Raw genomic sequence first — 25,208 nt, 5'->3', positions numbered from 1 at the left:
ATGGAAATTGGTATTGATCAGATAGGTTTTTTCACGCCGAACAAGTTTGTCGACATGGTTGACTTGGCTCACGCCAGAGGCGAGGATCCCAACAAGTTCTTGATTGGGATCGGCCAAGACAGAATGGCTGTTGCCGACCAAACCCAAGATGCGGTTTCTATGGGGATCAACGCCACCGCAGAATACCTGGACCAGGTTGACCTGGACCAGCTGGGTCTGCTCATCTTTGCGACGGAAAGCGGGATCGACCAGTCCAAGTCTGCTTCGCTGTTTGTTAAGGAAGCCTTGGGCCTGCCTGCTCAAATCCGGACTTTTGAAATCAAGGAAGCCTGCTTTGCTTTGACGGCCAGTCTGCAGGTGGCCCGGGACTACGTCCGCGCCCACCCGCACCACAGCGCCATGATCATCGGCAGCGACATTGCCAGATATGGCTTGTCAACGCCAGGCGAAGTGACCCAAGGCGCCGGCGCGATCAGCATGCTGATCAAGGAAGACCCGGCGATCATTGCTTTAGAAGATGGCCACACCTCTTATTCTGAAAACATCAATGACTTCTGGCGGCCAAACAACTTCCAGACGGCCTTGGTGGACGGCCACTACAGCCGCGACGTCTACCTGGACTTCTTCAGACATACTTTTGCCCCATACTTGGAGGAAAAGGGCCTGGAAGTCAAGGACTTCGCCGGCATCTGCTACCACCTGCCATATACCAAGATGGGTTTCAAGGCCCACAGCATTGCTATTGACGGGCAAGATGAAGCGGTCAAGCAGCGCCTGGGCGACAACTTCCAGCTGTCAGCCAAGTACAGCCGCGAAGTCGGCAATATCTACACGGCCAGCCTTTACATGTCGGTCTTGAGCCTGCTGGAAAATGGCGACTTGCAGGCCGGCGACCGGGTAGGCTTCTTCTCCTACGGGTCAGGGGCCATGGCTGAATTCTTCTCAGGCAAGATCGTGGACGGCTATGAAAGACGTCTGCGTCCGGCAATGCACAAGCGGATGCTGCAGGAAAGAATCCGCCTGGGCGTTGGCCAATACGAGGAGACCTTTACTGAAGCCATGCAGACTTTGCTAGAAAACGTCGAGTTCACCAGCGATGCCAACCGGGGCACCTGGTATTTGGCTGGGCAGAAGGGCTACGTGCGTCAGTACCGGCAAAAATAACGCGAGCAGCAAAAGAGAGCAGGAGCTCTCTTTTTTTATGCCGTTTTGGAAGATTCAGAAATTGAACGTGTTTGCCCCAGCTGAATATTTGGCTGAACAAAAGCGGGGCGGCTATGACCTGCCGGAGCTTTTTGCCTGGATTGACCGCATTGCTAAATAAGACATATTTGAAGCATGGCCCTGCACGCTGCAGGGCCTCTTCGTCGACTGTTACAAAAAGGACTTCTGCCTTTACCAAGCTGGGCATCAGCGGGTAGAATAGGTTAGTAAAGAAAGATTGGGAGAGATAAAATGAAGACAAGAATCAGCAATATTCTGAAAATCATCCCCCTCCTCCTGGCTGCCTTGCTTTTGGCCAGTTGCCAGAAGCCGCTGCCGAAAAGCGTCAAGGCCCGCCAGTCCAAAGAAACGGTGACTTTTTTCTTCCACGGCTACGGGTCCAGCATCAATGCGGAAAAGCACATGGCTGAGGCGGCGAGAAAGGCGGGCAAGACCAATGAAGTCTTGATGGCGACGGTTGGCTGGGGCGGAAGCGTCAAATTGCGGGGAAAGATCCAAGACAAGCCCAAGAATCCGGTCATCCTGGTCGGCTTTCAAGACAACGATAACCCCGACTACCACCGGGACGGCTGGTATGCCTACAAGGCGATCAAGACCGTCCAGAAGAAGCTGGGCTTCGAAAAGATGAACCTAGTGGGCCACTCCATGGGCAACATGGCGATCTGCTACATGATCATGGATGACGGGGGCAAAAAGAGCCTCCCGGTCATCGAGAAGCAGGTCAGCATCGCCGGCCACTACAACGGGATCAAGGGCTACAGCGCGAATTCCGATTCGCCGCTGACCGCGTCTGGCAAGCCAGAGCACATGGACGCGACCTATAAAGACCTCCTGTATTTGCGGCAAGTCTATCCTAAGGGAGTCGCGGTGCTCAATATTTACGGCGATACCGGCAATGGCTCAGATGAGCGCGTCTACAACAACTCTTCCAGGTCTTTGAAATACCTGCTGGTCAACGCCAAGAGCTATCAGGAATTGCGGATCAAGGGCCAGGGCGGCCAGCACAGCCAGCTGCATGAAAACGCGCGCGTTGACCGGGCCCTGCAGAAGTTTTTGTGGAATTAAGAATTAGCAGCGGAAATCGAGGATTTAAGCATGATTAGAAAATTTCAAGCAGCTGACTTGGACGCAGTCGCGCGGATTTGGCTGCAGACGAACCGGGAGGCCCACGGCTTCGTGCCTGACCACTTCTGGCAGGACCAGCTTGCGGACGTGAAGAGGGAATTCTTGGCAGCTGACCTTTACGTGGCCGAAGAAGACGGGAAGATTGCCGGCTTCATTGGCCTTGAAGGGGACGAAGTCGCCGGCCTGTTCGTCGCGGCATCCTGCCAGTCGCGCGGTCTTGGCAAGCAGCTGCTGGACCAGGCCAAAAGCGAGCACCCACAGCTGCACCTGCGCGTTTATGAGCAGAATCCACGGGCTTTGGAATTCTATGAACGGGAAGACTTCAAGTTTCAAGGCGAAGAAACGGACCCTTATACCGGGGAGCCGGAATACGCCCTTTTTTGGCAGCGGGACTGCTAAAGAGGACACGGAAAAGACAAGCGAAAACGTTCCTGGAGTGATCCGGCCTCAGGAACGTTTTTGAATTTGCGATTTGAAAAGGAGCAATTATGGAACAAAGACCAGCCTGCATTAAGGTCCGCGGCGGCCGCGTGCACAACTTGAAAAATATCGACGTCGATCTGCCTTTAAACAAGATCGTGGCGATTGCCGGCGTCTCGGGCTCTGGCAAGTCCAGCCTGGCCTTGGGCATCCTGTATGCCGAAGGGTCAAGGCGCTACTTGGAATCGCTGTCGGCTTACACCAGGCGGCGGATGACCCAGGCAGAGAAGCCGCTGGTCGATGAGGTCTTATACGTGCCAGCAGCCTTGGCTTTGCGCCAGCGCCCTGGCGTGCCAGGCATCCGCAGCACTTTTGGCACGGGAACGGAGCTGCTCAACAGCCTGCGCCTGATGTTTTCCCGCCTTTCCAGCCACCGTTGCCCGAATGGCCACTATTTGGTCCCGTCTTTAAGAACCGCGGCCGGTCTGCCCTTGAAGTGCCCGGAATGCGGGTGTGAATTCTATGCTCCTTCAGCCGAGCAGCTGTCTTTTAACAGCCAAGGGGCCTGCCCAGACTGCCAAGGGACAGGCATTGCCCGCACGGTTGATGAATCGGCGCTGATTCCCGATGAGGGCCTGACCATTGATGAAGGGGCGGTTTTGCCTTGGAAGACGCTGATGTGGTCCTTGATGAAGGACGTTGCCCGGGAGATGGGCGTGCGCACCGACGTGCCTTACAAAGACCTGACGGACCAGGAAAAGGAAATCGTCCTGCATGGTCCGGCTGAAAAAAAGCACATTCTCTACCTTGACAAGAAGGGCCAGTCGACTGAGCTGGACTTTACCTACTATTCAGCCGTCCGGACGGTTGAAAATGCCCTGGCCAAGGTCAAGAATGAAAAGGGGATGAAGCGGGTGGCGCGCTTTCTGAAAGAAGGCACCTGCCCGCGCTGCCACGGCAGCCGCTTGAGCGAAGAAGCCCGGGCGCCCCGGTTGTGCGGGCGCTCATTGGCTGACGTCTGCCAGCTGACTTTGGCTGAATGCCAAAAGTGGGTGGATGAGGTGCCAGCGGCCTTGCCCAAGGAGATGCGGCCAATGGCCGAGAGCATCGCGGCTTCTTTTGACCTGTCGGCCAAGCGCCTGCTTGACTTGGGCTTGTCCTATTTGACCCTGGACCGGCCAGCCGCCACCTTGTCCAATGGCGAGCGCCAGCGGATGCAGCTGGCCCGGGCGGTCCGCAACCGGACGACCGGGGTCTTGTACGTCTTGGATGAGCCGTCAATCGGCCTGCATCCCGCCAACATCGAGGGCTTGAAAGGCGTCATGAGGGATCTGGTCGCGGATGGCAATTCCGTGATCCTGGTTGACCATGACACCCAGGTCTTGAAGGAAGCAGACTGGATGGTGGAAATGGGGCCAGCAGCCGGGGAAAAGGGCGGTGCAGTGGTTGCCCAGGGAACGCTGGCGCAGATCGCGCGGAATCCGGCATCCAAGATCGGGCCTTTTTTGTCTGGCAAGGAGCTGATCGACAAGCGGTCAAAGATTGCCGAGCAGGATTTGTTCAAGCTAGGCCGCATTCATTTGGAAAGCCGGCAGATCCACACGGTCAAGCCACTGAGCGTTGATTTTCCTAAGGGCCGCCTGTCCGTGATCACCGGCGTCTCAGGCTCGGGCAAGACGACCATGCTGCTGGAGACCTTGCTGCCAGGGCTGGTCAGCCAGATGAAGGGCGAGCCGTTGCCAAAAGCCGTCAAGGCCCTGGAAGCGGATGGAATCAAGCAGGCCAAGCTGATCGACGCGACCCCGATTGGGATCAACGTCCGCTCAACCGTGGCGACTTATGCCGGAATTCATGATGAGCTGCGCAAGGTCTATGCCCGGACCCCTGACGCCAAGCGCTTGGGCTATAAAGCCGGAGACTTTTCTTACAATACCGGCCGCTTGCGCTGCCCGACTTGTGACGGGACCGGCGCGATCGTCTTGGACGTCCAGTTTTTGCCGGACGTGGAAGTTGCCTGCCCGGACTGCGGCGGCTCGCGCTACCGCAAAGAAGCTGACTTTGTCCGCCGCCAGCCGAAGGCCAAGCAGGGGGAAAAGGCCGTCAAGGCCTATACCTTGCCTGAACTGATGGACATGTCGGTTGACCAGGCACTCGCGGCCACCCGCGACCTGCCGCTGGTGCAAAGACGGCTGCGGGTCTTGCAGGATCTGGGCCTGGGCTACCTGACCCTGGGGGAGGCCACGCCATCTTTGTCAGGCGGTGAAGCCCAGCGGCTGAAGCTGGCCAGCGAGATGGGCAAGGGCCAAGACGACACGGTCTTTATCTTTGACGAGCCAACGATTGGCCTGCATCCCCTGGATGTCGCCTCCCTGCTTGACGTCTTCCAGGGCTTGATCGGGCAAGGAGCCACGGTCTTGGTGATTGAGCACGACCAGGACGTGATTGCCAACGCGGACTACGTGGTCGACCTGGGCCCAGGCGGGGGCAAGGAAGGCGGGCGGATTGTCGTCTCCGGCACGCCCGAAGCCGTCATGGCCTGCCCAAGCAGCCTGACCGGCAAGTACTTGCGCTTAAACCGGAAGAAATAACAAAAAAGCGCTGCATGACTCATGCAGCGCTTTTTGTATTACTTGTTGACCCGGGCCTTGACCTTGACCCGCGGCGTCCAGTTCAGGGCGATAACCGCGAAGATGATCATGACTGAGGCAACGTAGTCCATCATTTGCGGGTGAAAGTGAAAAACGATGATTGAGCCGATCATGGAGGCCAATGGCTCAAAGGCATCCATAAAGGCGACAGTCATCCCCGAAATGTGTCCTAAGGCGTGGTTTTGCCAAAGGGTCGGGATGATCGTCCCCATTACGATCACCACCGTCAAGTTGATGTAGACGGCCGGCACGTTTGGGACGCTGGGCCAGACTGGGTGAATGGCCGTCAGGATCAGGCCGGAGATGAAGAGCCCCCAGCCCGTGACTGAAATCGTCGAGTGTCTGCTCACCAGCGCCTGGGGGATGAGACTGTTGGCGGCCGCGCCGACTGCTGACAAGATCCCGAACAGCAGGGTGATTGGCGCGATCCGCAGGTCATGAACGTTGCCATGGGTTGACAGCAGAAAGACCCCGCCAAAGGCCATCAGGCTGGCAATGACGTCAATGGGCCGCAGAATTTCCTGCTTGGTCAAGGTCAAATAGGCAAGGACGAAAAAAGGGCCAATGAACTGAATGACCGTGGCAATTGCCGCGTTGGCCTGGGCCACGACTAAAAAGAAGCAGTACTGAAAGGGCAAAACCCCGATGACGGCATAGGCCAGAAGCTTAAGGGCGCTGCCCTTGTCTTTCCAGACCTGCAAGGGCTGCTGGCCGGTCAGCTGGGCGACGACCAGCAAGATCAAGCCTGAACAGATCTGCCGCATTTGGGTGACCCACATCGGCGTGATGCGGGGGTCCAAGTTGAACAGGCCCTTGGCAAACAGGCCCGAAATGCCCCACAAGATGCAGGCCGCGGCAGCCACGCCCGCCCATTTGGTACTTGACTTCATTCTCTCCCAGATCCTCTCTATTTTTTGCTGAGCTATTTTTAATCAAAACAATCCTTTCCATTCTAACATAAGGGTCGGCAGAATAGCTTAAAAGACCAGCTGTTATCTTTTGCAAATTGAAAAGAATTGCTTGATAAATTGAAAAAGACGAAGAAAAAACGTCGGGATCTATGCTAAAATGTGAAAAGTTGCATTGAAAATGATAACCAAAGATTGAAAGAGGGCTTCTCAGGCAGATGAAAACTGAAACGACCGAGCAGGAATACCAGCACCACTTGTCCCAGCACCACCACATGCGGGTTCAGTGGGAGGAATTCTTCAAGAGCGAGGACACGACCAAGATTATGGACGCGACTTTGATTGAAAAGAGTTCCATCATTACCAGGGTCGGGATGATGATCTTGAGCTGCGGAACTGGGGCATGGCGGGTGCGCGATGCCATGGACACGATGGCGCGGACTTTGGACTTGACCTGCAGCACGGACATTGGCTTGGTTTCTTTGGAATGTACCTACTTTGACGTCAACAACCAGTCATACTCCCAAAACATGGCTTTGCCGGCAACTGGCGTCAACATGGCCAAGCTGGACGCGCTGGAGCGGTTCGTGCGGCAGTTTGAGGCCGGCGAAGGCGACTTCACGATCAAGGACGTCCGCCACCGCTTGGGTGAGATCGAGCACATCAAGGGCCAGTACAAGCTCTGGCAGGTCGGCCTGGCAGCTGCCTTAGCCTGCGGCGGCTTCATTTTCCTCCTTGGCGGGGGGATTCCGGAAGTCGTCTGTGCCTTCCTGGGCGCGGGCGTGGGCCAATTATGCCGGGGCGGGCTTGGCAAGCGCGGGATCACTTTCTCGGCGACGACCGCGGTTGGGGTCTTGGCCGCGTGCCTGACCTACTTCCTGGCCTTTTCGATTGGCTCGCACCTGTTTGCCTGGCCAGGGGCCCACATTCATGGCTACATCGGGGCCATGCTCTTCGTGATTCCGGGCTTTCCATTTATTACTTCCGGTTTGGACATGGCCAAGCTGGATCTGCGCTCTGGCCTTGAGCGCCTGTCCTACGCCTTGCTGATCATCTGCATCGCGACCGCGGTTGGCTGGATTTCGGCCACTGTTTTGGGCATTCGGCCCGGGACCATGCCGGACTTGAGCCTGGAAGTCTGGCAGATGGTACTCCTGCGGCTTTTGGCCAGCTTCTGCGGGGTCTTTGGCTTCTCAATCATGTTCAACTCCCACGTAAAGATGGCCGCGATTGCCGGCTGCGTTGGGGCGATCGCCAATACGCTGCGCTTGTCCATGGTTGACTACGGGCATGTGCCGGGACCGCTGGCAGCTTACCTGGCGGCTTTGTTGGCCGGGATCCTGGCCAGCTATGTCCGCGAGCGAGTTGGCTACCCGAGAATTTCTTTGACGGTGCCATCTATCGTCATCATGGTTCCAGGCCTTTACATGTACCGGGCCATCTACCTGTTGGCCAACGTTCATGTTGGTGCTGGGGCAACCTGGATGACTGAAGCCTTGATGCTGGTCTTTGCCTTGCCAATGGGCCTGCTCACCGCGAGAATTCTGACCGACAAGAAGTGGCGGCACGTCGGCTAGCATATGATATGAAAAAGAACGGATCACCCGATCCGTTCTTTTTGCTTGTATTGGATTATTGTTTTGCTCGCAGTGCTGCCTTATTCCTGCAGGTCAGCCACGGTGGCTTTGACCAGCTTGATCAGGTCGCTTGGGGCGATCAAGACGCTGCGGCCGACTTCCCCGCTTGAAACCCAGATGGCCTCTGAATCATTGACGCTTTGATCAAGGTAGACCGGGTACTTCTTGGCGTGGTAGATCCCGATTGGGGTATTGGCCCCGTGCACGTAGCCGGTGGTCTTTTCCAGCTTCTTTAAAGGAATCATTTCACACTTCTTGTTGCCGGAAGCCTTGGCGATCTTCTTCATGTCCAAGTGGCCTGAAAGAGGGATGACGCCAACCAATGGACCGGTCTTGTTGCCTTCCATGGCCAAAGTCTTGTAGACCGGATAGCCGTCCAAAATCGGGTCGCCTTTGGAGACCTGGGCTACCCCGTGGTCTTCTTCAATCTGGCTGGCATGCTGCTTATATGAAATTTTATGTTGGTCGAGAATCTTCTCAACCAGGGTCTTATCTAATGAATCTTTGTTCTTTTTCTTTTTTGACATTTGTTATCACCGCTTAACATGATAACATTCTAAGTGGAGATACAAAAGGAGGAACACATAGTTCATGAAACTACTTGAAGTCAAGATTGAAACTAGCTATGACGTCGAGGACGCCTTGTCCTATTTTGCCCAGGAAGACCTGCAAGCTTTGGGGATTGAGGCCAGACGCCGCAGCGACTTTGAACAGGCCGGCTGGCTGCACGACTCTACTGTCGTTGAAATGGACGACATCAAGGACTTGCCGGCAGAAGTCGAATTTATCGCCTACTTTGACGAAGAGCGCGACCAGGATGAGGTAGTCAAGGCCTTTGAGGACAAGCTCAAGGAATTGGCTGGCTACGGCCTGCGGACTGGCGAAGGGACAATCTCCACCAGCTATATTGCCGACCAGGACTGGAATACCGTCTGGCAAAAGTACTACCACGTCATCAACTTGTCCCGCCACCTGGCCATCGTGCCGGAATGGGAATCATACAAGCCATCCTTTCCTGACCAGCAGATCATTACCATGGATCCTGGCCTGGCTTTTGGGACCGGGAATCATCAGACGACCCAATTGACCATGCTGGGCATTGAGCGGGCAATGGTCAAGCCTTTAAGCGTCGTTGACGTGGGGACGGGCTCAGGCATTTTGGCAATTGCCGCCCACAAATTGGGGGCCAAGTCAGTTCTGGGGACTGACATTTCCGACGAGTCGATGACGGCTGCCAAGGAAAATGCCGGCTTGAACGATTTCGCTGATCTTAAGCTGCAAAAGACCAGCCTGCTGGCTGACGTTGAAGGCAAGTTCGACTTGATCGTGGCCAACATCCTGGCTGAAATCCTGCTGGACTTGATTCCTCAGCTGGACAGCCACCTCAATGAAGACGGACAAGTTATCTTCTCCGGGATTGACTACCTGCAGCTGCCAAAGATCGAGCAGGCCTTGAGCGAAAATGGCTTCAAGATTGACATGAAGATGCGGGCCGGCCGCTGGATCGGGCTCTGCATCAGCCGCAAGGAAGATTAGCCAGTAAAACTAGAGACGGCTTTCGACACTCATCTGACATGGATGAGTGTTTTTGCTTTTTTGTTTAATCTGTGCCTGACTGATGATAGAATAACTTGAGATATTTTCTAAAAAAGTTAAAAAGCCTTTGAAAAGATGTAAAATAAGAACAAGAGAAATTCTCATTTTTTCTTAAAATAGGCATTTGCGATAGAATAGATGTTACTGGCTAGAATTAAATAGAAATCGGTGATCTGTATGTCAAAATATGTTGAAATGACCCATGAGCAGGTAATGGATGCCTGCAAGAAATACATGACCAAGGACCAGCTGGACTTCGTGGAAAGCGCCTATGAATTTGCGGCCCGGGCCCATGAAGGGCAAACCAGAGCTTCTGGTCAGCCTTACATCGTTCACCCGACCCAGGTGGCGGGGACGCTGGCAACTTTAGGCCTGGACCCAGACACGGTGGCTGCCGGCTTTTTGCATGACACGGTGGAAGATACTCCCGTTACCAACGACGATATCAAGGAAAAGTTTGGTCCAGACGTGGCCTTTATCGTTGACGGGGTCACCAAGCTGAACAAGTACGAATACAAGTCTCACAAAGAATTCCTGGCGGAAAATCACCGCAAGATGCTGATTGCCATGGCCAAGGACCTGCGGGTCATCCTGGTCAAGCTGGCCGACCGCTTGCACAACATGCACACCTTGGAGCACTTGCGCCCGGACAAGCAGCGGCGGATCGCGGCCGAAACCTTGGACATCTATGCCCCACTGGCTGACCGACTTGGTATCGGGACCATTAAGTGGGAACTGGAAGACATGTCCTTCCGCTACACTAATCCAGATGAATACTATAAGATCGTTTCTTTGATGGATGCCAAGCGTTCAGAGCGTGAAGGCTACATCAGAGACGCGATCGACTACCTGCGCGGAACTCTGGACGCATTGGGCATCAAGTATGAGATCTCCGGACGTCCCAAGCACATTTATTCCATCTACAAGAAGATGGTCAACAAGCACAAGGATTTCAACGAAATCTATGACCTGCTGGCTGTCCGGGTAATCGTACCGACGGTCAAGGACTGCTACGCGGTCCTGGGTGCGGTCCACACCAAGTGGAAGCCAATGCCAGGGCGCTTTAAAGACTACATTGCCATGCCTAAGGCCAACGGCTACCAGTCCTTGCACACCACCATTATCGGGCCTGGCGGCAAGCCGCTGGAAATCCAGATCCGGACCAAGGCCATGCACCAAGTGGCCGAATACGGTGTCGCCGCCCACTGGGCTTACAAGCGCGGCAACTTTGACGGGGTCGATGCTAAAGACGGCGGAGCCTTAGATATTGGCCGTGAGATTCTGGATCTGCAGAAAGATTCCAAAAACGCGGATGAATTCATGGAGGCCGTCCACACGGACATCTTCTCGGACAAGGTCTACGTCTTCACCCCCCGCGGCGAGGTCTATGAACTTCCTAAGGGGTCGGTAACCCTGGACTTTGCCTACGCCATCCACACCCAGGTCGGCGACCACGCAATCGGCGCCAAGGTCAACGACAAATTGGTGCCGCTGGACTACAAGCTGAAAAACGGCGACGTGGTCGATATCCTGACCCAAAGCAATGCCAAGCCGTCCAGAGACTGGTCAGACATGGTCAAGACTTCCAGAGCCCGCAACAAGATCCGCCGCTACTTCCGGGAAATCGACCGGGATGAGTCGGTTGAGCGCGGGCGCGAGGAAATCTTGAACCTGCTCCGGGAAAATGAGCTCAAGCCGGCCGAATACCTGACCAAGGACAAGATCGACGAAGTCCTGCGCCACTACAGCTTCAAGACTGAAGACGACATGTACGCGGCGATTGGCTTTGGCAACATGTCAGCCTTGACGGTCTACAACCGGTTGACTGCCGACCTGCGCCACCAGCAAGAGCAGGCCAAGCAGAAAGAGCTGGAGGAGAAGATCATGACGGCTGGCCAGCAGACCGCGGCCGCGACCGTCATCAAGAAGACCAGCGATGCTGACGACAAGAGCAAGAACAAGAGCAAAAAGGGCAAAGGCAAGAAGTCTGACAGTCTGGTCGTCGTTCAAGGCCTGGAAGACCTGGACCTGCACTTTGCCAAGTGCTGCAACCCGGTTCCCGGCGACCCGATCGTGGGCTACGTAACCAAGGGCCGGGGCGTGACCGTCCACCGGGCGGACTGCCGCAACGTTGCAAGCAGCGATCCCGTCACCCAGGGCCGCCTGATCGACGTGGCCTGGAACAAGATCAGCGATGACAAGCAGGCTGGCTTCAATGCCAACTTCGAGCTTTTTGGTTACAACCGCCAGAAGCTGCTCAGCGACGTCATCAACCGCTTGAACTCCATGACCAAGAACATTACCAACGTTTCGGCCAGCGTCAACGATGACAACATCGCCCACTTCTACATCACGGTTGAAGTCAAGAACGCCGAGCAGCTCAATGACATCATGGCCAAGCTGCGCGACATTCCAGACGTTTACGATACTAAGAGAACGGACAACTAACATGCGAGTAGTAATTCAAAGAGTCAACCATGCCGCCGTAAGAATTGACGGGCAAGTCGTCGGCCAGATCAAGCAGGGGCTTTTGCTCCTGGTCGGCCTGGCTGAAGGGGACGGCTTGGACCAAGTGGTCAAAGCCGCCGACAAGATCGCCAAGATGCGGATTTTTGAAGATGAGCAGGGCAAGACCAACCTGGGCATCAAGGACGTTGGTGGGGAAATCCTGTCCGTCAGCCAGTTTACCCTGCTGGCTGACACCAAGAAGGGCAACCGGCCCAGCTTCGTCCACGCCATGCGGCCGCCAAAGTCCAAGGACTTGTGGGAAGACTTCAACCAGGAACTGGTCAAGCAGGGCCTGCACGTTGAAAAAGGGGAGTTTGGCGCCGACATGAAGGTCGAGCTGGAAAACGACGGCCCCTTCACCATCGTCCTTGACCTGTAAAAGGGCTTACAAAGCCTTGATTTATCAAGCAAAACAAGCTACACTAGTAAAGAATTATCAATGACAAAGAATGAAGATAGCAGGGCCTTTTTCAGAGACTGCTCGCCTGGTGAAAGAGCAGAAGGTCGCTAACTGTGACCCTTTAACAGATAATGGTTCGTTTCGTCAGCGTTAATGACAGCAAGCAAAAGGTGGTACCGTGCTATTTTCAAGCGCCCTTGATTCGATTCAAGGGCGCTTTTTATATGTTTTTCTTTGCGTGATGAAAATAAATTTTAGACAAAGGTGATCCAATGAGAGTTCAAAAGCCAAAAGGGACTGTTGACATCCTCCCAGAAACTTCCGGTCAATGGGAAAAGGTGGAGCAGACCGCGCGCGACTTGTTCAAGCGTGCCAACTACCGGGAAATCAGAACCCCAAGTTTTGAAAATTACGAAATCTTCTCCCGCTCATCCGGCGAGACCAGCGACGTCGTAGAAAAGGAAATGTACGACTTCTACGACAAGGGCCAGCGGCACATCGCCCTGCGGCCTGAAGGCACGGCCGGCGTCGTCCGCGCCTACGTTGAAAACAAGCTTTACGGGCCTGAAACCGTCAAGCCGTTCAATGTCTACTACATTGCCCCAATGTACCGCTATGAAAGACCGCAGGCTGGCCGCCAGCGCGAATTCCACCAAATCGGGGTGGAGAGCTTTGGCTCAAACAGCTACCTGGCTGACGTGGAAACCATCATGCTGGGGCATGACCTCTTAGGCGAGCTGGGCGTCAAGAACTACGAGCTGCACATCAACACCTTGGGTGACAGCCAAGTCCGCCAGGCCTACCACGAAGCCCTGGTCAACTACTTCACTCCAGTCAAGGACCAGCTCAGCGAAGACTCAAAGCGGCGCCTGGAAAAGAACCCCCTGCGGATTCTGGACTCCAAGGCGGAAGAAGACAAGCAGTTCTTGCCAGACGCGCCAAAGATCCGCGACTACCTTGACGATGAATCCAAGGAGAACTTCAAGAACATCCTGGCGGCCCTGGACGAACTGGGCGTCAAGTACGTCATTGACGACGACCTGGTCCGCGGCCTTGACTACTACACCGGGGTCATCTTCGAATTCATGGTGGACGACAAGTCCCTCTGGGCCAGCCCTTCAACGGTCTTGGGCGGGGGCCGCTACAACCACCTGGTTGAAGAATTCGACGGGCCGGAAACCCCAGCCGTTGGCTTTGGGATCGGCGAAGAGCGCTTGATGCTGGTTCTGTCCAAGCAAAACCCGGCGCTGTTCGCGGACCAGGGCATCGACTTCTTCATCACCAACATTGGTGAAGGCAGCGCCATGTATGCCGTCAAGACCGCCCGCAAGCTCCGCGGCCTTGGCTTCAGTGCCCAATACGACGTTGACCAGAAAAAGCTGAAGAACCAGTTCAAGAAGGCTGACCGCGTCGGCGCCAGCTACGTCGTGACCCTGGGGGCCAAGGAAATTGCCGCCGGCAAGCTGACCATCAAGCGCTTGAGCGACGGTGAGCAGTTCAGCTTGGAATTCAGTGACTTGGAAGACCGGGAAAAGCTGCTTTCCAAGATCGAAAAATAGGAGATTTTTTGCAAAATGATGAAAATGGATAAAAGAACAGATTATTGTGGCAACATTACCAGCAAGTATCTTGGCCAAGACGTTTTGCTCTACGGCTGGGTACAGCGCGTCCGCAACCTGGGCCAGCTGATCTTCATCGACCTGCGCGACCGGGAAGGGATCGTCCAAGTCGTCGTAAACCATGACTCCGGCAAGGAGCTGATGGACGCGGCTGCTTCCTTGGGCCAGGAATACGTGATTGAAGTCAAGGGCCAGGTCAACGAGCGGGCAAGCAAGAACCCGGACATGAAGACTGGCGACGTGGAAGTGATTGCCAGCGAGATCGATGTCTTGAACAAGGCCAAGACTCCTCCATTTGAAATCAAGGACGACCTGGTAGCCAGCGAACAGACCCGCTTGAAGTACCGCTACCTTGACCTGCGCCGGCCAACCCTGCAAAACGCCCTGATCTTGCGCGCCAAGATCATGACGGCAACCAACGCCTACCTGTCAGGCGAAGGCTTCATCAACATTGAAACCCCTGACCTGGGCAAGTCAACGCCAGAAGGGGCCCGCGACTACCTGGTCCCATCCCGGGTCTACCCAGGCTCCTTCTACGCCTTGCCGCAGTCACCGCAAATCTTCAAGCAGCTTTTGATGGGGGCTGGCTTTGACAAGTACTACCAGATCGCCCGCTGCTTCAGAGACGAAGACCTGCGTGGGGACCGGCAGCCAGAATTCACCCAGATCGACCTGGAAACCTCATTCATGGACGAGCAAGGGGTGCAGGACGTGACTGAAGGCCTGTTGGCTAAGGTGATGAAGGACGTCAAGGGAATTGACCTGAAATTGCCGCTGCCACGGATTACCTGGCAAGAGTCAATGGACAAGTACGGCTGCGACAAGCCAGACGTCCGCTACGAAATGCTGATCCATGACCTGGGCGCCATTTTTGCCAACTCCGGCTTCAAGGTCTTCAGCTCTGCTTTGGCAAACGGCGGCTTCGTCCGCGGGATTGCCGTTAAGGGCGGGGCCAAGTTCTACTCCCGCAAGAAGATTGACGCCATGCAGGACTACATCAAGCGCTACCACGCTAAGGGCCTGGCTTGGACCAAGTATGAAGACGGCGAATTCTCTGGCCCAGTTGCCCGCTTCTTGAGCGAGGATGAAAAGCAGGGCTTGATCAAGGAATTCGGCCTTGAAGGCGGGGAACTCCTCCTCTTCATCGCTGACCAATGGAAGGTCTGCTGCGACTCCTTGAACTACCTGCGCCGGCACACGGCCAAGGAAACCGGCATTATCCCTAAGGACACTTACAAGTACCTGTGGGTTGTTGACTGGCCGCTCTTTGAATACGATGAAGGCGACCAGCGCTGGATCGCGGCCCACCACCCATTCACCATGCCAGACGACAAGGGGATTGAGCTCCTGGAAACTGATCCGCACAAGGCCCACGCCCGCAGCTACGACATCGTTTTGAACGGCTACGAACTGGGCGGCGGCTCAATCCGGATCCACAAGCGCGAAATTCAAGAGAAGATGTTCAAGGCCTTGGGCTTCACCAAGGAACGGGCCTACGAGCAATTCGGCTTCTTGATGGATGCCTTGGACATGGGCTTCCCGCCACACGCCGGCTTGGCGATCGGCCTTGACCGCTTCGCCATGCTGCTGGCTGGCAAGGACAACATCCGCGACGTCATTGCCTTCCCTAAGAACGCCAGCGCCAGCGAGCCAATGATGCACGCTCCAAGTCCAGTTGCCGACCAGCAATTGCGCGACCTGGGCATTGAAGTGGCTGAAGACGCCAAGGAAGGCGTTGAAAAGTACGAAGCTTCATTGGAAAAGGAAGCGGCTGAAGACGTGAAGAGTCACGAAGAATAGCAAGCAAAAAAATAGTTCAAGATCTGCTGACAGATCTTGAACTATTTTTTTGCGCTGCATTTTGGTGAATTGCTGCAGGTGGCGTCAGTAAAACTTAGTTGTCTTGATCGACGTCATGGTCATCAACCGTATCAGCTTGGGTGTTATCGGTATCAGCTTGATTGTCGTCATTCGTGTCGCCAGTATCGTAGTCTGCATCCTTATTGTCGCTGTCGTCATTCGTGTCATAGCTGTCATCGTCCTTGGTGCTTGAGCTGGACGACTTGGTCGTTGACTTCTTGGAGCTGCTTGGACTGGAGTAGCTGTACTGGTAGTAAGAGTATGAATAGGAGCTGCCGCTGGAATTTGATCCAGTTGAAGTTGACTTCTTCTTGGAAGTCGACTCAGCTTGGCTGTGGTCTTCGCTGCTTGCGGAGTTGCTTTGGTCATCTTTGCTTGACTGGCTGCTTGACGAAGATGATTGGCTCATGTCTTCTGAGCTGCTTGAGGAGCTCGCGGATTCTTTCTTGCTCTTCTTCTTGGATTTGGACTTGGCTTTAGCCTTATCCTTGTCAGTCTTGTCGTCTTTGACAGAGCTCTTCTCGGCTTTCGGGTAGACTTTGTAGGTTTTGCTGCCGCTTTCGCTCGCCTGGCTGCTCTTGTCTGCCTGACTCTGGTGATAGAAAAACGCGGCTCCGACTAAGGCCAGTTCCACGGCAAGGATGCCGGCCAGCATTGGTTTGCGCATCTTGTTTCCTCCCAACGTAATGCAATTCGCCTTCATGTTAATCCATGATAGGTCAGTATAAACATAGTTTACCACGCTTATGCGGGAAAGGCATGATAAAAGCAGGCATCTTGCCAATGAAAGCCGCTTCTTTTTGCATTGCCAGGCAGAAGATTGCTGAATTATAATTAATTTAAGAAAAAAATAGCGATTGCATCAGTCCGGAAAGAGGGGATAAAAATGAAGCGCAAGCATTTAGCGCTCCTGGTCTTGCTTTTGGTCACCGGTCTGGCCTGCCTGTTGCCTGAGCGGGTTCTGGCCGACTATGACTTGGAACGCATGCAGGTGACGGCCGAAGTCAACGCCGACGGCTCATTGTCAATGACGAGAAAGATCGACTACGACTTTGACGACTCCGCCAACGGGGTCTACTACACCCAAAGCCTGGGGCAAGGGCAGAAAGTCAGCCAGCAGCGCGTTGAAATCAAGGACCTGGAAAGCGGGAAGAGCTTCCACCCGGTCTTGAACAACCAGGCTGAAAGCGGCAATGTCTACCACTTCAGCAAGGAGGGCAACTCCTACAAGTTCAAGGTCTACCACCGGGTTGAAGAGGGCAAGGTCCAGGTCGTTTACCGTTACCGGATTTCCGGCGCGGTGGACAGCTACCAGGACGCGTCTGAACTGAACTTCAAGATCATTGGGGCCGGCTGGGAGAAAGAAATCGCCAACGTTACGGCCACGGTCCGCTTCAAGAGCCAGAATCTGTCCTTTTTAAAGGGCTGGGTCCATGTCAATGCCCCAGGCCACTTGACGGTTGATCCAAAGCGCGGCCTGGTTCAAGCCAAAGTGGCTGCTCTGCCGGAAGCAACTTTTTTGGAGCTGCACCTGCTGTTTCCAAACAGCCTGGTGGCCAAGAACCCCAAGCGCCATTCCGGTGAGATCGCGGCCAAGGTCGTGGCCCAGGAAAAAAGCCTGGCTGAAGCCAGCCAGGCCAAGCAAGCCCGCAAGCGGGTCTATGAGCGAATTGGCCTGGTCCTCTTTGCCTTGGCCCCGCTCCTTTATCTGCCGGTCTTTTTCAAGACCCGCCAGTCTGGCTGCAAAGTCCGCTCAAAGAAGGAATTGGGGCACAATTTCGCCTTGCCGGACTTTAGTCCGACCGTGGCCCAGATGCTGGTCAACAAGAAAGCGCCAGACAGCACGGCCTTGTCCGCGGAAATCGCCATGCGGGCCGGGCAGGGCGAATTGACGATCAAGCCGGAGCAGGAAGGGCAGAACTTTCGCTGCGTCAAGACCAGCAAGTACCGGGGCGATCTGCCGCTTTTAAACAAGATCTTCAAAAAGGTGGGAGATGGCAAGAGCTTTACCAGCCAAGAACTGACCAAGTACGGCGACAGCAAGGGAATTACGTCCAGCTACAAGCAGTGGCAGGAAGACAGCCAGGAAGCCCTGATCAAAGAGGGCTACGTCGACAAGCAGCTGCAAGAGCGGGCAGACAAGCTGACCTTCTACGCGTACGCGATCATGTTTGCCAGCGTGGCTGCCGGGCTCGTCTGCTTCTTCTTGTATGAAGAAAGCGAGCAGAACTTCTTCTGCCTCTTCTTGGCCATGGCCTGGAACCTGGCATTTTTTGCCTTGTCAGTGCTGCGCTTGCACCGCTTCTCATCTTTGACGGAGAAAGGGGCCAAGGCAACTGAGCACGCGCTTGCTTTCAAGCAGATGCTGAACGACATTGGCCAGTTCAAGATGCGCGATATCGGCGAGCTGATCTTGTGGGAGCAGATCATGCCTTACGCGATTGCCTTTGGCCTGGCCAAGAAGGTGCTCAAGCAGCTGAAGCTGGAATTCCCAGCCGAAATTGCCGCTGATCCTTACTGGGCCTGCTACTACGTGGGCAGCAGCGGGGGGTTTGCGACCAGCTTTGATGAGGCGATTTCTTCCTCAGCTGGCTCGGGCGGCTCCTTCTCAGGCAGCGATGTCTCAAGTGGCGGCTTTGGCGGCGGCAGCGGCGGCGGAGCCTTTTGATAAATGAATTTTATAATTGGCCTGGGGAAGCCCTGGACCAATTTTTCTTTTGGCCTGGACTTAAGGAAATTGTAAGAGACGGCCTTGTGAAAAAGTGCTTTAATTAAAGGCAAGAGCAGCTAGCAACAAGTAAGGAGAAAAGGATATATTTATGGAAGGCAGTCTTTGGCAAAAATTTATTAAGAATGTCCACTTGCGCCGGGCGGTCGTGCTGGTCCTGACCGTCTTGGCTCTTTATTACGTCCGGGCCATGATGAACACGATCCTGCTGACTTTTATTTTTACCTACCTGATCGTCCACCTGGTCCGCTTTGTCCAGGCCCGCTTTAACAGAGTCCATGTCTCAGAGAAGCTGGTCGTCATCTTGACCTACGTCATCCTGCTGACCCTGCTGTACCTGGGCTTGCGCTACTACGTGCCGGTCCTGATCCGCCAGATCTACAAGATGACCAATTCCGTCATCACCTTCTACCAGTCTGATGACATGGGCTGGCTGATGAGCCAGGTGCACAAATACGTCCCGCAAAAGGACATGACCACCCAGCTAAAGAACAGCCTGGGCGTCATTACCGGGGCGCTCAAGGGCTTTGGGTCAGTCGCCGTGTCCTTCTTGATGGCCCTGGTCTTGAGCTTCTTCTACACGATCGAGCTCAAGGAGATGCGAAATTTCTCCAAGTCTTTTCTGACCAGTGAGCTCTTTGGCTGCTTTTTTGAAGACATCTACTATTTTGGCAAGAAATTTACCAACACCTTTGGGGTGGTCCTGGAAGCCCAATTTATGATTGCCCTATGCAACACGGCCTTGACCATGGTCTGCCTGGCCATCATGAAGATGCCGCAGGTCTTTGCCCTGGGGCTCTTGGTCTTCATCTGCAGCCTAGTGCCGGTGGCCGGGGTGATCATCTCGATGATTCCTTTGTCTATCGTGGCTTATTCCGTCGGGGGCTATCGCTATATCTTGTACGTCTTGATCATGATTCTGGTCTTGCACACCCTGGAAACCTATGTGCTCAACCCGAAGTTCATGTCGTCCAAGACCGAGCTGCCCATCTTCTACACCTTCGTGGTCCTGCTCTTGGGCGAGCACTTCTTCGGCACCTGGGGGCTAATCGTCTCCGTGCCGATCTTTACCTTCTTCCTGGATATTTTAGGGGTCAAGACGATTGGCAATGATTCTGCCGAAAAAGGCAAGCAGGCGAAGGCAAGAATCCGCGAAATCGCTAAAAATAGAAAAAACTAATAGAGCTGTCGATGAATAGCAAATGATGACTGAAGTCAGGAGCCTGCTCCTGGCTTTTTTCTTTGGCTATTTTCCAGGTGTTTTTTCTAGTCAAAGAAAAAATAAAATATTTTTTGCCCCCAAAAGGGCTGGAAAAGCTGGCCTAATGGCGTTTTCGTAGGGTATACGATATTGGTACAGTATTGACAAGCGGCAAGCGAAAACTATAATTAACAACTGTCAATCAAAAATATTATTTCTGGTATACATATAGCTTTGACCGGAGACAGAAAGGTGAGAGTGGGATTGAACTACGCAAGAATCATTGCCGCGGCTTCTGCCGTGCCCGACCGGATCGTAACCAACGACGACCTGGCAGGGCTGATGGAGACGAGCGATGAATGGATCAGCACGCGGACCGGGATCAAGCGCCGGCATATCAGCACGGGCGAAACCACGTCTTTTTTGGCCAGCCAAGTCGCTGGCAAGCTCTTGGACCAGACGCAAATTTCGCCTGAGGACATTGAGCTGATCATCGTGGCCACCATGTCGCCGGATGCCTATACGCCGTCAGTTGCCGCTCGGGTCCAGGCCAGCATTGGCGCCAGGAACGCGGCTTGCTTTGACCTGTCCGCGGCCTGCTCAGGCTTCGTTTATGCCCTGGAAGCTGGGGAGAAGCTGCTGACCCGCGATGGGGCCTGTGCCTTGGTCATTGGCGCGGAGGTTTTGTCCAAGCTGCTTGACTGGAGCGAGCGGTCGACGGCCGTCTTGTTTGGCGACGGGGCCGGCGGGGTCTTGATCAAGCGGGATGCCCCAGAGCGGCGCTTTTTGGCCAGCAGCCTGAAGACCTATGGGGAGATGGCGGACAGCATCAAGGCCGGGGAAACCCAGGCCGGCTGCTTTCCCAAAACCTGCCTGACCTATCGTCCTTTTCAAATGGACGGGCGGGCCGTTTATAAGTTCGCCACCCACGAGGTGCCAGAGACCATCCAGACCGTCTGCCAAAAAGCCGGGGTCAAGCTCGGGCAGGTGGACCGCTTCCTCCTGCACCAGGCCAACTACCGGATCATCAAGCAGGTGGCCCGGCGCCTGGAGCTGCCGCTTGCGAAGTTTCCGGTCAATATTGCCGACTATGGGAACACCTCAGCCGCCAGCGAAGCCATCCTGCTCAGCGAATGCTGGCAAAAGCAGGAAGTCCAAAAGGGCGACCTGATCCTTTTGGCCGGCTTTGGCGGAGGATTGACCACCGCGGGGATGCTGGTCCGCCTTTAAGGCGGACCGGGCCAGCAAATCCAATCAGCAAAATCAGTATTTTTTCAAGGAGAAGACAATGTCAGAAGAAGAAATTTTCGCAGCCGTTAAGGAAATCGCAGAAGAAGAATTGGACGTCGATGAAGGCAAGATCACCATGGATGCCGACATCAAGGAAGATCTGGACGCCGACAGCCTGGACCTGTTTGAAATCGTCAACGAACTGGAAGACAAGTACGACATCGACCTGGACGCCGACGAGGACACCAAGACGGTGGGCGATGTGGTCAAGCTGGTAAAGGAAGCTGTAGACGACAAGGACTAAACATGAAATTTGGAGTGCTGTTCAGCGGGCAAGGGGCCCAGAAGGCCGGCATGGGCTGCGACTTCCTGGCCGATCCGCTGTTTAAAGAAACGATTGCCGAAGCCAGTGAGGCCGCGCACCTGGACCTGGTCCAGGTCTTTAAAAGCAAGCATGGGGAACTGGACCAAACCAAGTATGTCCAGCCAGCCCTGGTCGCCTTTGAGGCGGCCTTGTGGAAGCTGATCGAGCGGGATGCTGACCTGGACGTGGCTGGCATGGCTGGTTTGTCCTTAGGTGAATACGGGGCCTTATTGGCCAGCGGCGCTTTGGCCTGGCCAGCTGGGATTACCCTGGTCGCCAGTCGCGGGGAATACATGCAAGCCGATTCCGACCGGGTAGCCAGCACGATGGCCGCCTTGCTTAAGCCGAACCTGGCCAAATTGGAAGCAGCGGTCAAGTGCGACCAAGCGGCGGGCTGGCAGGTCTATGTCTGCAACTACAATTCGCCAAAGCAGGTCGTAGTCGGCGGCAGCCGGCAAGATCTGCCCAAGCTCTTGGACCAGGTGGCCGAAGAGCAGCTGGCCAAGCGGGCGATTGAGCTGAATGTCGCCGGAGCCTTTCACACTCCCCTTTACCAAAATTCAGCCCAAAAGCTGCATGACCGGCTTAAAGGGGTTGAGATCCGCGATCCGGCCGTGCCGGTCGTGTCCAACACCCTGGCCGCGCCATTTGCGGGTGAACGGCTAGCAGAGGTCTTGGAAGTGCAGCTGGCCCGGCCGACCCACTTTGACGCCTGCGTCAAGTACCTGCTGGATCAGGGCAAGATTGAGGCGACTTTGGAAGTTGGCCCGGGCCAGACCTTGACCAAGTTCGCCAAGGCCCAGAAGCGGGACTTAAAGCAGTTCAGCGTCGGGACCTGGCCAGAATATGAGAAATTTGTGGAGGCTGCCAACAATGGATTTGCAGAATAAAAGCGTCTTAATCACCGGATCAACCAGGGGAATCGGCCGGGCCACGGCCCTGGCATTCGCCAAAAAGGGCAGCCGGGTGATCATCAACGGCCGGCATGCCGCGATGCCAGCCGACTTGCAGGAAGAGCTGGACGCGCTGGGGGCAGAGTACCGGTATCTGCCAGCTGACATCAGCCAGGAGGACCAAGTCAAGGCCCTGGTCAAGGAAAGCGCCAAGGCTTATGGGTCTTTGGACGTTGTGGTCAACAATGCCGGGATTGCCCGCGACCAGTTGATCATCGGCATGAAAATGAGCGATTTTGACGCCGTCGTCCAGGTCAATCTGCGCGGGACCTTTATGGTCTTGCAGAAGGCCATGAAGCAGATGTTCCGGCAAAAAAGCGGCGTGATCATCAATCTGGCAAGCGTGGTCGGCCTGCACGGCAACCTGGGCCAGGCCAATTACGCGGCTGCCAAGGCCGGCGTGATCGGGCTGACCAAGACGGGCGCCAAAGAAGGAGCCCGGCGCGGGGTCAGAGTCAACGCCATCGCGCCAGGGATGATTGAGAGCGACATGACCAAGCAGCTGTCCGCCGCGGTCAAAGATGCAGCCTTAAAAGAGATTCCCCTGGGCCGCTTTGGCCAGGCTGAAGAAGCCGCCCAAGCCGCGGTCTTTTTGGCCGAGAACGACTACGTGACCGGGCAAACCATCGTAGTTGACGGCGGGATGACGATTTAGGAGGGAAAAATGACGCGTGTAGTAATTACAGGCATGGGGGCGATCAGCCCCAATGGCAATGGCTATGAAGCCTTTGTTGAAAATACTTTGCGGGGCAAAGTCGGAATCAAGCCGATCAGGAAGTTCGCTGCCGCGGCGACGGGCATCGCGGTGGCCGGCGAAGTCGATGACTTTGACCCCAAGGCGGTCGTTGGCAAAAAGGAAGCCAAGCGGATGGACTTGTATTCGCAGTACGCCATCCAAGCCTGCCAGGAAGCCTACGACATGGCCGGGATCAGCCAAGCAAACACCAAGGATGAAGACCTGGGCGTCATTTTTGGCTCTGGCATCGGCGGCCTGACTACGATCGAAGAGCAGGTCATCAAGATGCACGACAAGGGTCCAAAGCGGGTCTCGCCCTTCTTCATTCCGATGGCGATTGCCAACATGGCGGCCGGGAACGTCTCCATTCGCTTTCATGCCAAAAATATCTCAACTTCAGTCGTAACGGCCTGCGCGACCGGGACCAACTCAATTGGCGAAGCCTACCGCCACATCAAGGCCGGGCGGGCCCAAGTCATGCTGGCCGGCGGCAGCGAGGCCTGCGTCAATGAAACGGCCATTTCCGGCTTCGCGGCCTTGACCGCCCTGACGACCGCGAGCGACCCGGAAAAGGCTTCCTTGCCTTTTGACAAGAACCGGTCTGGCTTCGTCTTAGGCGAAGGGGCCGGAGCCATGATCTTGGAAAGCCTGGACCATGCACAGGCGCGCGGGGCGCGGATCCTGGGTGAGATCGTCGGCTATGGGACGACCAGCGATGCCTACCACATCACCAGTCCTGATCCAGCCGGCACGCAAGCGGCCAGAGCCATGCGGCTGGCCATTGCCGAAGCTGGCATCAAGCCGGAAGACGTTGGCTACGTCAACGCGCACGGGACGGCCACCAAGGCCAATGACGCCGGCGAGTCCAAGGCGATTCGCCAGGTCTTTGGCGACTATCAGGTTCCCGTCTCCTCGACCAAGGGGATGACCGGCCACCTGCTCGGCGCCGCGGGCGCGATTGAAGCCGTAATTACTTGCGCCAGCCTGCAAAGAGGACAGCTGCCAGCCAACATCGGCTGCTTTGACCAAGACCCGGAATGCCAGGTCAACCTGGTCCGCCCAGGCAAGCAGCTGAAAGCGGCTGAGTACGCCATTTCCAACTCCTTTGGCTTTGGCGGCCACAATGCAGTCTTGGCATTTAGAAAGTGGGCATAATTTTGGAATTAACCGATGTTGAAAAACTTATCAAAAGTTTTGAAAAATCAAATATCCGGGAAATGGAGCTGGACTATGACCAGCTGCACCTCTACTTGAACAAGAACAAGCACTTTGGACAAAAAGAGCGGCAAGCCGAGCCGAAAGAGGCAGCTGCCGCGCTAGTTCCGGCACCAGAAAAAGCGGCCGCCGCCACAGCACCAGCCCCTGCTTCTGGCGATCATGCCATCAAGTCGCCGCTGGTAGGGACCATTTACCTGCAGGCCAAGCCAGGCGACTCGCCATTCGTAACGGTTGGCAGCCATGTCAAAAAGGGCCAGGTGGTCTGCATCGTAGAGGCAATGAAGATGATGACTGAGATCAAGAGCTCGGTCAGCGGCACGGTTTCCCAAGTGCTGGTGGAAAACGAGGATTTGGTGGAATGCGACCAGACCCTGTTCACGGTCAAGGAGGATTAGCGATGGAAACAATCCTAGATGCTGCTGCCATTCAAAAGATCATCCCCCACCGCTACCCGATGCTCTTGATCGACAAGGTCGTTGAGCTTGAGCCGGGCAAGCGGGCGGTCGCCATCCGCAACGTGACCATTCATGAAGCGACTTTTCAAGGACATTTCCCGGGCAATCCGGTCCTGCCTGGCGTCTCGTTGATTGAATCCATGGCCCAGACCGGAGCCGTGGCGCTCTTGTCTGAAGACCAGTTCAAGGGCAAGACGGCCTACTTTGGCGGCATCAAGGACGCCAAGTTCCGCCGGATGGTCAAGCCGGGCGACCAGGTCCGCCTGGAAGTCAGCTTGGAAAAGATCAAAGGGCCGGTTGGCCTGGCCAAGGGGAGCGCGACCGTTGACGACAAGAAGGCCGCCACGGCGGAATTGACCTTTATTATCAGTTAGGTGA

The 25,208-nt window shown here is 55.3% G+C and carries 23 protein-coding genes; 20 read left to right on the top strand and 3 right to left on the bottom strand.

The window, feature by feature from the left end:
* The 5 genes from OCH80_RS00195 (at position 1) to OCH80_RS00175 (ending at position 5,357) form a co-directional block, all read left to right on the top strand.
* On the top strand, positions 1-1,164 hold the full coding sequence (locus OCH80_RS00195; RefSeq protein ID WP_404536978.1) for a hydroxymethylglutaryl-CoA synthase: 1,164 nt from the start codon (positions 1-3) through the stop codon (positions 1,162-1,164).
* A gap of 37 nt (positions 1,165-1,201) precedes the next feature.
* Positions 1,202-1,324, top strand: a complete 123-nt coding sequence (locus tag OCH80_RS00190) for a hypothetical protein (protein WP_404536976.1) — start codon at positions 1,202-1,204, stop codon at positions 1,322-1,324.
* Between the two features lie 131 nt (positions 1,325-1,455).
* Complete coding sequence (locus OCH80_RS00185) at positions 1,456-2,289, top strand: alpha/beta hydrolase (protein ID WP_404536973.1); 834 nt, start codon at positions 1,456-1,458, stop codon at positions 2,287-2,289.
* 30 nt (positions 2,290-2,319) lie between these two features.
* Positions 2,320-2,748 carry a GNAT family N-acetyltransferase gene (locus tag OCH80_RS00180; RefSeq protein WP_206988200.1) on the top strand — a complete coding sequence of 143 codons (429 nt, stop codon included), beginning with the start codon at positions 2,320-2,322 and terminating at the stop codon, positions 2,746-2,748.
* Positions 2,749-2,837: 89 nt separating this feature from the next.
* Positions 2,838-5,357: an excinuclease ABC subunit UvrA gene (locus OCH80_RS00175; RefSeq protein WP_404536971.1), complete on the top strand. Its 2,520-nt coding sequence runs from the start codon at positions 2,838-2,840 to the stop codon at positions 5,355-5,357.
* A gap of 38 nt (positions 5,358-5,395) precedes the next feature.
* On the opposite strand, the gene OCH80_RS00170 is transcribed toward OCH80_RS00175, so the two are convergent.
* Entirely contained in the window at positions 5,396-6,307 is a 912-nt protein-coding gene (locus OCH80_RS00170) for a DMT family transporter (protein ID WP_154548788.1), read from the bottom strand.
* 236 nt (positions 6,308-6,543) lie between these two features.
* Between OCH80_RS00170 and OCH80_RS00165 the strand changes: the two genes are divergently transcribed.
* Entirely contained in the window at positions 6,544-7,902 is a 1,359-nt protein-coding gene (locus tag OCH80_RS00165; protein WP_404536969.1) for a threonine/serine exporter ThrE family protein, read from the top strand.
* Between the two features lie 80 nt (positions 7,903-7,982).
* Here the strand turns inward: OCH80_RS00165 and OCH80_RS00160 are convergent, their stop codons facing one another.
* Positions 7,983-8,489 (bottom strand): aminoacyl-tRNA deacylase, encoded by a 507-nt coding sequence (locus OCH80_RS00160; protein WP_154548784.1) that lies wholly within the window; start codon positions 8,487-8,489, stop codon positions 7,983-7,985.
* 64 nt (positions 8,490-8,553) lie between these two features.
* Between OCH80_RS00160 and prmA the strand changes: the two genes are divergently transcribed.
* The 5 genes from prmA (at position 8,554) to aspS (ending at position 15,885) form a co-directional block, all read left to right on the top strand.
* Positions 8,554-9,498 (top strand): 50S ribosomal protein L11 methyltransferase, encoded by a 945-nt coding sequence (gene prmA / locus OCH80_RS00155; protein WP_404536966.1) that lies wholly within the window; start codon positions 8,554-8,556, stop codon positions 9,496-9,498.
* Between the two features lie 237 nt (positions 9,499-9,735).
* On the top strand, positions 9,736-12,006 hold the full coding sequence (locus tag OCH80_RS00150) for a RelA/SpoT family protein (RefSeq protein ID WP_404536964.1): 2,271 nt from the start codon (positions 9,736-9,738) through the stop codon (positions 12,004-12,006).
* Between the two features lies 1 nt (position 12,007).
* Positions 12,008-12,445, top strand: coding sequence for a D-aminoacyl-tRNA deacylase (dtd, locus tag OCH80_RS00145; protein WP_154548779.1), 438 nt, complete (start codon positions 12,008-12,010; stop codon positions 12,443-12,445).
* 293 nt (positions 12,446-12,738) lie between these two features.
* Positions 12,739-14,025 carry a histidine--tRNA ligase gene (gene hisS, locus OCH80_RS00140; protein ID WP_154548777.1) on the top strand — a complete coding sequence of 429 codons (1,287 nt, stop codon included), beginning with the start codon at positions 12,739-12,741 and terminating at the stop codon, positions 14,023-14,025.
* A 15-nt stretch (positions 14,026-14,040) separates the two neighbouring features.
* Positions 14,041-15,885: an aspartate--tRNA ligase gene (gene aspS, locus OCH80_RS00135; protein ID WP_404536959.1), complete on the top strand. Its 1,845-nt coding sequence runs from the start codon at positions 14,041-14,043 to the stop codon at positions 15,883-15,885.
* A 94-nt stretch (positions 15,886-15,979) separates the two neighbouring features.
* Here aspS and OCH80_RS00130 read toward each other — a convergent pair whose 3' ends face one another.
* On the bottom strand, positions 15,980-16,612 hold the full coding sequence (locus OCH80_RS00130) for a hypothetical protein (RefSeq protein ID WP_404536956.1): 633 nt from the start codon (positions 16,610-16,612) through the stop codon (positions 15,980-15,982).
* A 219-nt stretch (positions 16,613-16,831) separates the two neighbouring features.
* Between OCH80_RS00130 and OCH80_RS00125 the strand changes: the two genes are divergently transcribed.
* From OCH80_RS00125 to fabZ, 9 genes are all read left to right on the top strand, one after another.
* Positions 16,832-18,613 carry a DUF2207 family protein gene (locus tag OCH80_RS00125; protein WP_404536954.1) on the top strand — a complete coding sequence of 594 codons (1,782 nt, stop codon included), beginning with the start codon at positions 16,832-16,834 and terminating at the stop codon, positions 18,611-18,613.
* A gap of 151 nt (positions 18,614-18,764) precedes the next feature.
* Positions 18,765-19,853 (top strand): AI-2E family transporter, encoded by a 1,089-nt coding sequence (locus OCH80_RS00120; protein ID WP_404536951.1) that lies wholly within the window; start codon positions 18,765-18,767, stop codon positions 19,851-19,853.
* A 285-nt stretch (positions 19,854-20,138) separates the two neighbouring features.
* On the top strand, positions 20,139-21,104 hold the full coding sequence (locus OCH80_RS00115) for a beta-ketoacyl-ACP synthase III (protein ID WP_404536949.1): 966 nt from the start codon (positions 20,139-20,141) through the stop codon (positions 21,102-21,104).
* Between the two features lie 58 nt (positions 21,105-21,162).
* Positions 21,163-21,408 carry an acyl carrier protein gene (locus OCH80_RS00110; RefSeq protein ID WP_404536946.1) on the top strand — a complete coding sequence of 82 codons (246 nt, stop codon included), beginning with the start codon at positions 21,163-21,165 and terminating at the stop codon, positions 21,406-21,408.
* Positions 21,409-21,410: 2 nt separating this feature from the next.
* Complete coding sequence (locus tag OCH80_RS00105) at positions 21,411-22,358, top strand: ACP S-malonyltransferase (RefSeq protein ID WP_404536943.1); 948 nt, start codon at positions 21,411-21,413, stop codon at positions 22,356-22,358.
* Positions 22,342-23,076, top strand: a complete 735-nt coding sequence (gene fabG, locus OCH80_RS00100) for a 3-oxoacyl-[acyl-carrier-protein] reductase (protein ID WP_404536941.1) — start codon at positions 22,342-22,344, stop codon at positions 23,074-23,076. The genes OCH80_RS00105 and fabG overlap by 17 nt, the downstream gene beginning before the upstream one ends.
* Before the next feature lie 9 nt (positions 23,077-23,085).
* Positions 23,086-24,312, top strand: coding sequence for a beta-ketoacyl-ACP synthase II (fabF, locus tag OCH80_RS00095; protein ID WP_404536939.1), 1,227 nt, complete (start codon positions 23,086-23,088; stop codon positions 24,310-24,312).
* 2 nt (positions 24,313-24,314) lie between these two features.
* Positions 24,315-24,770, top strand: a complete 456-nt coding sequence (gene accB / locus OCH80_RS00090; RefSeq protein WP_404536937.1) for an acetyl-CoA carboxylase biotin carboxyl carrier protein — start codon at positions 24,315-24,317, stop codon at positions 24,768-24,770.
* Between the two features lie 2 nt (positions 24,771-24,772).
* Positions 24,773-25,204 carry a 3-hydroxyacyl-ACP dehydratase FabZ gene (gene fabZ / locus OCH80_RS00085; RefSeq protein WP_404536936.1) on the top strand — a complete coding sequence of 144 codons (432 nt, stop codon included), beginning with the start codon at positions 24,773-24,775 and terminating at the stop codon, positions 25,202-25,204.
* Positions 25,205-25,208 lie beyond the last annotated feature (4 nt).

It is taken from the genome of Lactobacillus sp. 23-2, from assembly GCF_044902225.1.
Classification (GTDB): Bacteria; Bacillota; Bacilli; order Lactobacillales; family Lactobacillaceae; genus Lactobacillus; species Lactobacillus absianus.
The sequence above is the reverse complement of the archived record's forward strand: the minus strand, read 5'-3'. Positions and strand labels throughout refer to the sequence as shown.

What these genes read in the sequence shown, in the direction of transcription:
- OCH80_RS00150 (WP_404536964.1), top strand. Translation starts at nt 9,736, where the DNA reads ATGTCAAAATATGTTGAAATGACCCATGAGCAGGTAATGGATGCCTGC.
- dtd (WP_154548779.1), top strand. Translation starts at nt 12,008, where the DNA reads ATGCGAGTAGTAATTCAAAGAGTCAACCATGCCGCCGTAAGAATTGAC.
- fabG (WP_404536941.1), top strand. Translation starts at nt 22,342, where the DNA reads ATGGATTTGCAGAATAAAAGCGTCTTAATCACCGGATCAACCAGGGGA.
- OCH80_RS00130 (WP_404536956.1), bottom strand. Translation starts at nt 16,612, where the DNA reads ATGCGCAAACCAATGCTGGCCGGCATCCTTGCCGTGGAACTGGCCTTA.
- OCH80_RS00175 (WP_404536971.1), top strand. Translation starts at nt 2,838, where the DNA reads ATGGAACAAAGACCAGCCTGCATTAAGGTCCGCGGCGGCCGCGTGCAC.
- aspS (WP_404536959.1), top strand. Translation starts at nt 14,041, where the DNA reads ATGATGAAAATGGATAAAAGAACAGATTATTGTGGCAACATTACCAGC.
- fabF (WP_404536939.1), top strand. Translation starts at nt 23,086, where the DNA reads ATGACGCGTGTAGTAATTACAGGCATGGGGGCGATCAGCCCCAATGGC.
- OCH80_RS00110 (WP_404536946.1), top strand. Translation starts at nt 21,163, where the DNA reads ATGTCAGAAGAAGAAATTTTCGCAGCCGTTAAGGAAATCGCAGAAGAA.
- OCH80_RS00180 (WP_206988200.1), top strand. Translation starts at nt 2,320, where the DNA reads ATGATTAGAAAATTTCAAGCAGCTGACTTGGACGCAGTCGCGCGGATT.
- prmA (WP_404536966.1), top strand. Translation starts at nt 8,554, where the DNA reads ATGAAACTACTTGAAGTCAAGATTGAAACTAGCTATGACGTCGAGGAC.
- OCH80_RS00105 (WP_404536943.1), top strand. Translation starts at nt 21,411, where the DNA reads ATGAAATTTGGAGTGCTGTTCAGCGGGCAAGGGGCCCAGAAGGCCGGC.
- OCH80_RS00125 (WP_404536954.1), top strand. Translation starts at nt 16,832, where the DNA reads ATGAAGCGCAAGCATTTAGCGCTCCTGGTCTTGCTTTTGGTCACCGGT.
- hisS (WP_154548777.1), top strand. Translation starts at nt 12,739, where the DNA reads ATGAGAGTTCAAAAGCCAAAAGGGACTGTTGACATCCTCCCAGAAACT.
- OCH80_RS00160 (WP_154548784.1), bottom strand. Translation starts at nt 8,489, where the DNA reads ATGTCAAAAAAGAAAAAGAACAAAGATTCATTAGATAAGACCCTGGTT.
- OCH80_RS00170 (WP_154548788.1), bottom strand. Translation starts at nt 6,307, where the DNA reads ATGAAGTCAAGTACCAAATGGGCGGGCGTGGCTGCCGCGGCCTGCATC.
- OCH80_RS00185 (WP_404536973.1), top strand. Translation starts at nt 1,456, where the DNA reads ATGAAGACAAGAATCAGCAATATTCTGAAAATCATCCCCCTCCTCCTG.
- OCH80_RS00120 (WP_404536951.1), top strand. Translation starts at nt 18,765, where the DNA reads ATGGAAGGCAGTCTTTGGCAAAAATTTATTAAGAATGTCCACTTGCGC.
- fabZ (WP_404536936.1), top strand. Translation starts at nt 24,773, where the DNA reads ATGGAAACAATCCTAGATGCTGCTGCCATTCAAAAGATCATCCCCCAC.
- OCH80_RS00165 (WP_404536969.1), top strand. Translation starts at nt 6,544, where the DNA reads ATGAAAACTGAAACGACCGAGCAGGAATACCAGCACCACTTGTCCCAG.
- OCH80_RS00195 (WP_404536978.1), top strand. Translation starts at nt 1, where the DNA reads ATGGAAATTGGTATTGATCAGATAGGTTTTTTCACGCCGAACAAGTTT.
- OCH80_RS00190 (WP_404536976.1), top strand. Translation starts at nt 1,202, where the DNA reads ATGCCGTTTTGGAAGATTCAGAAATTGAACGTGTTTGCCCCAGCTGAA.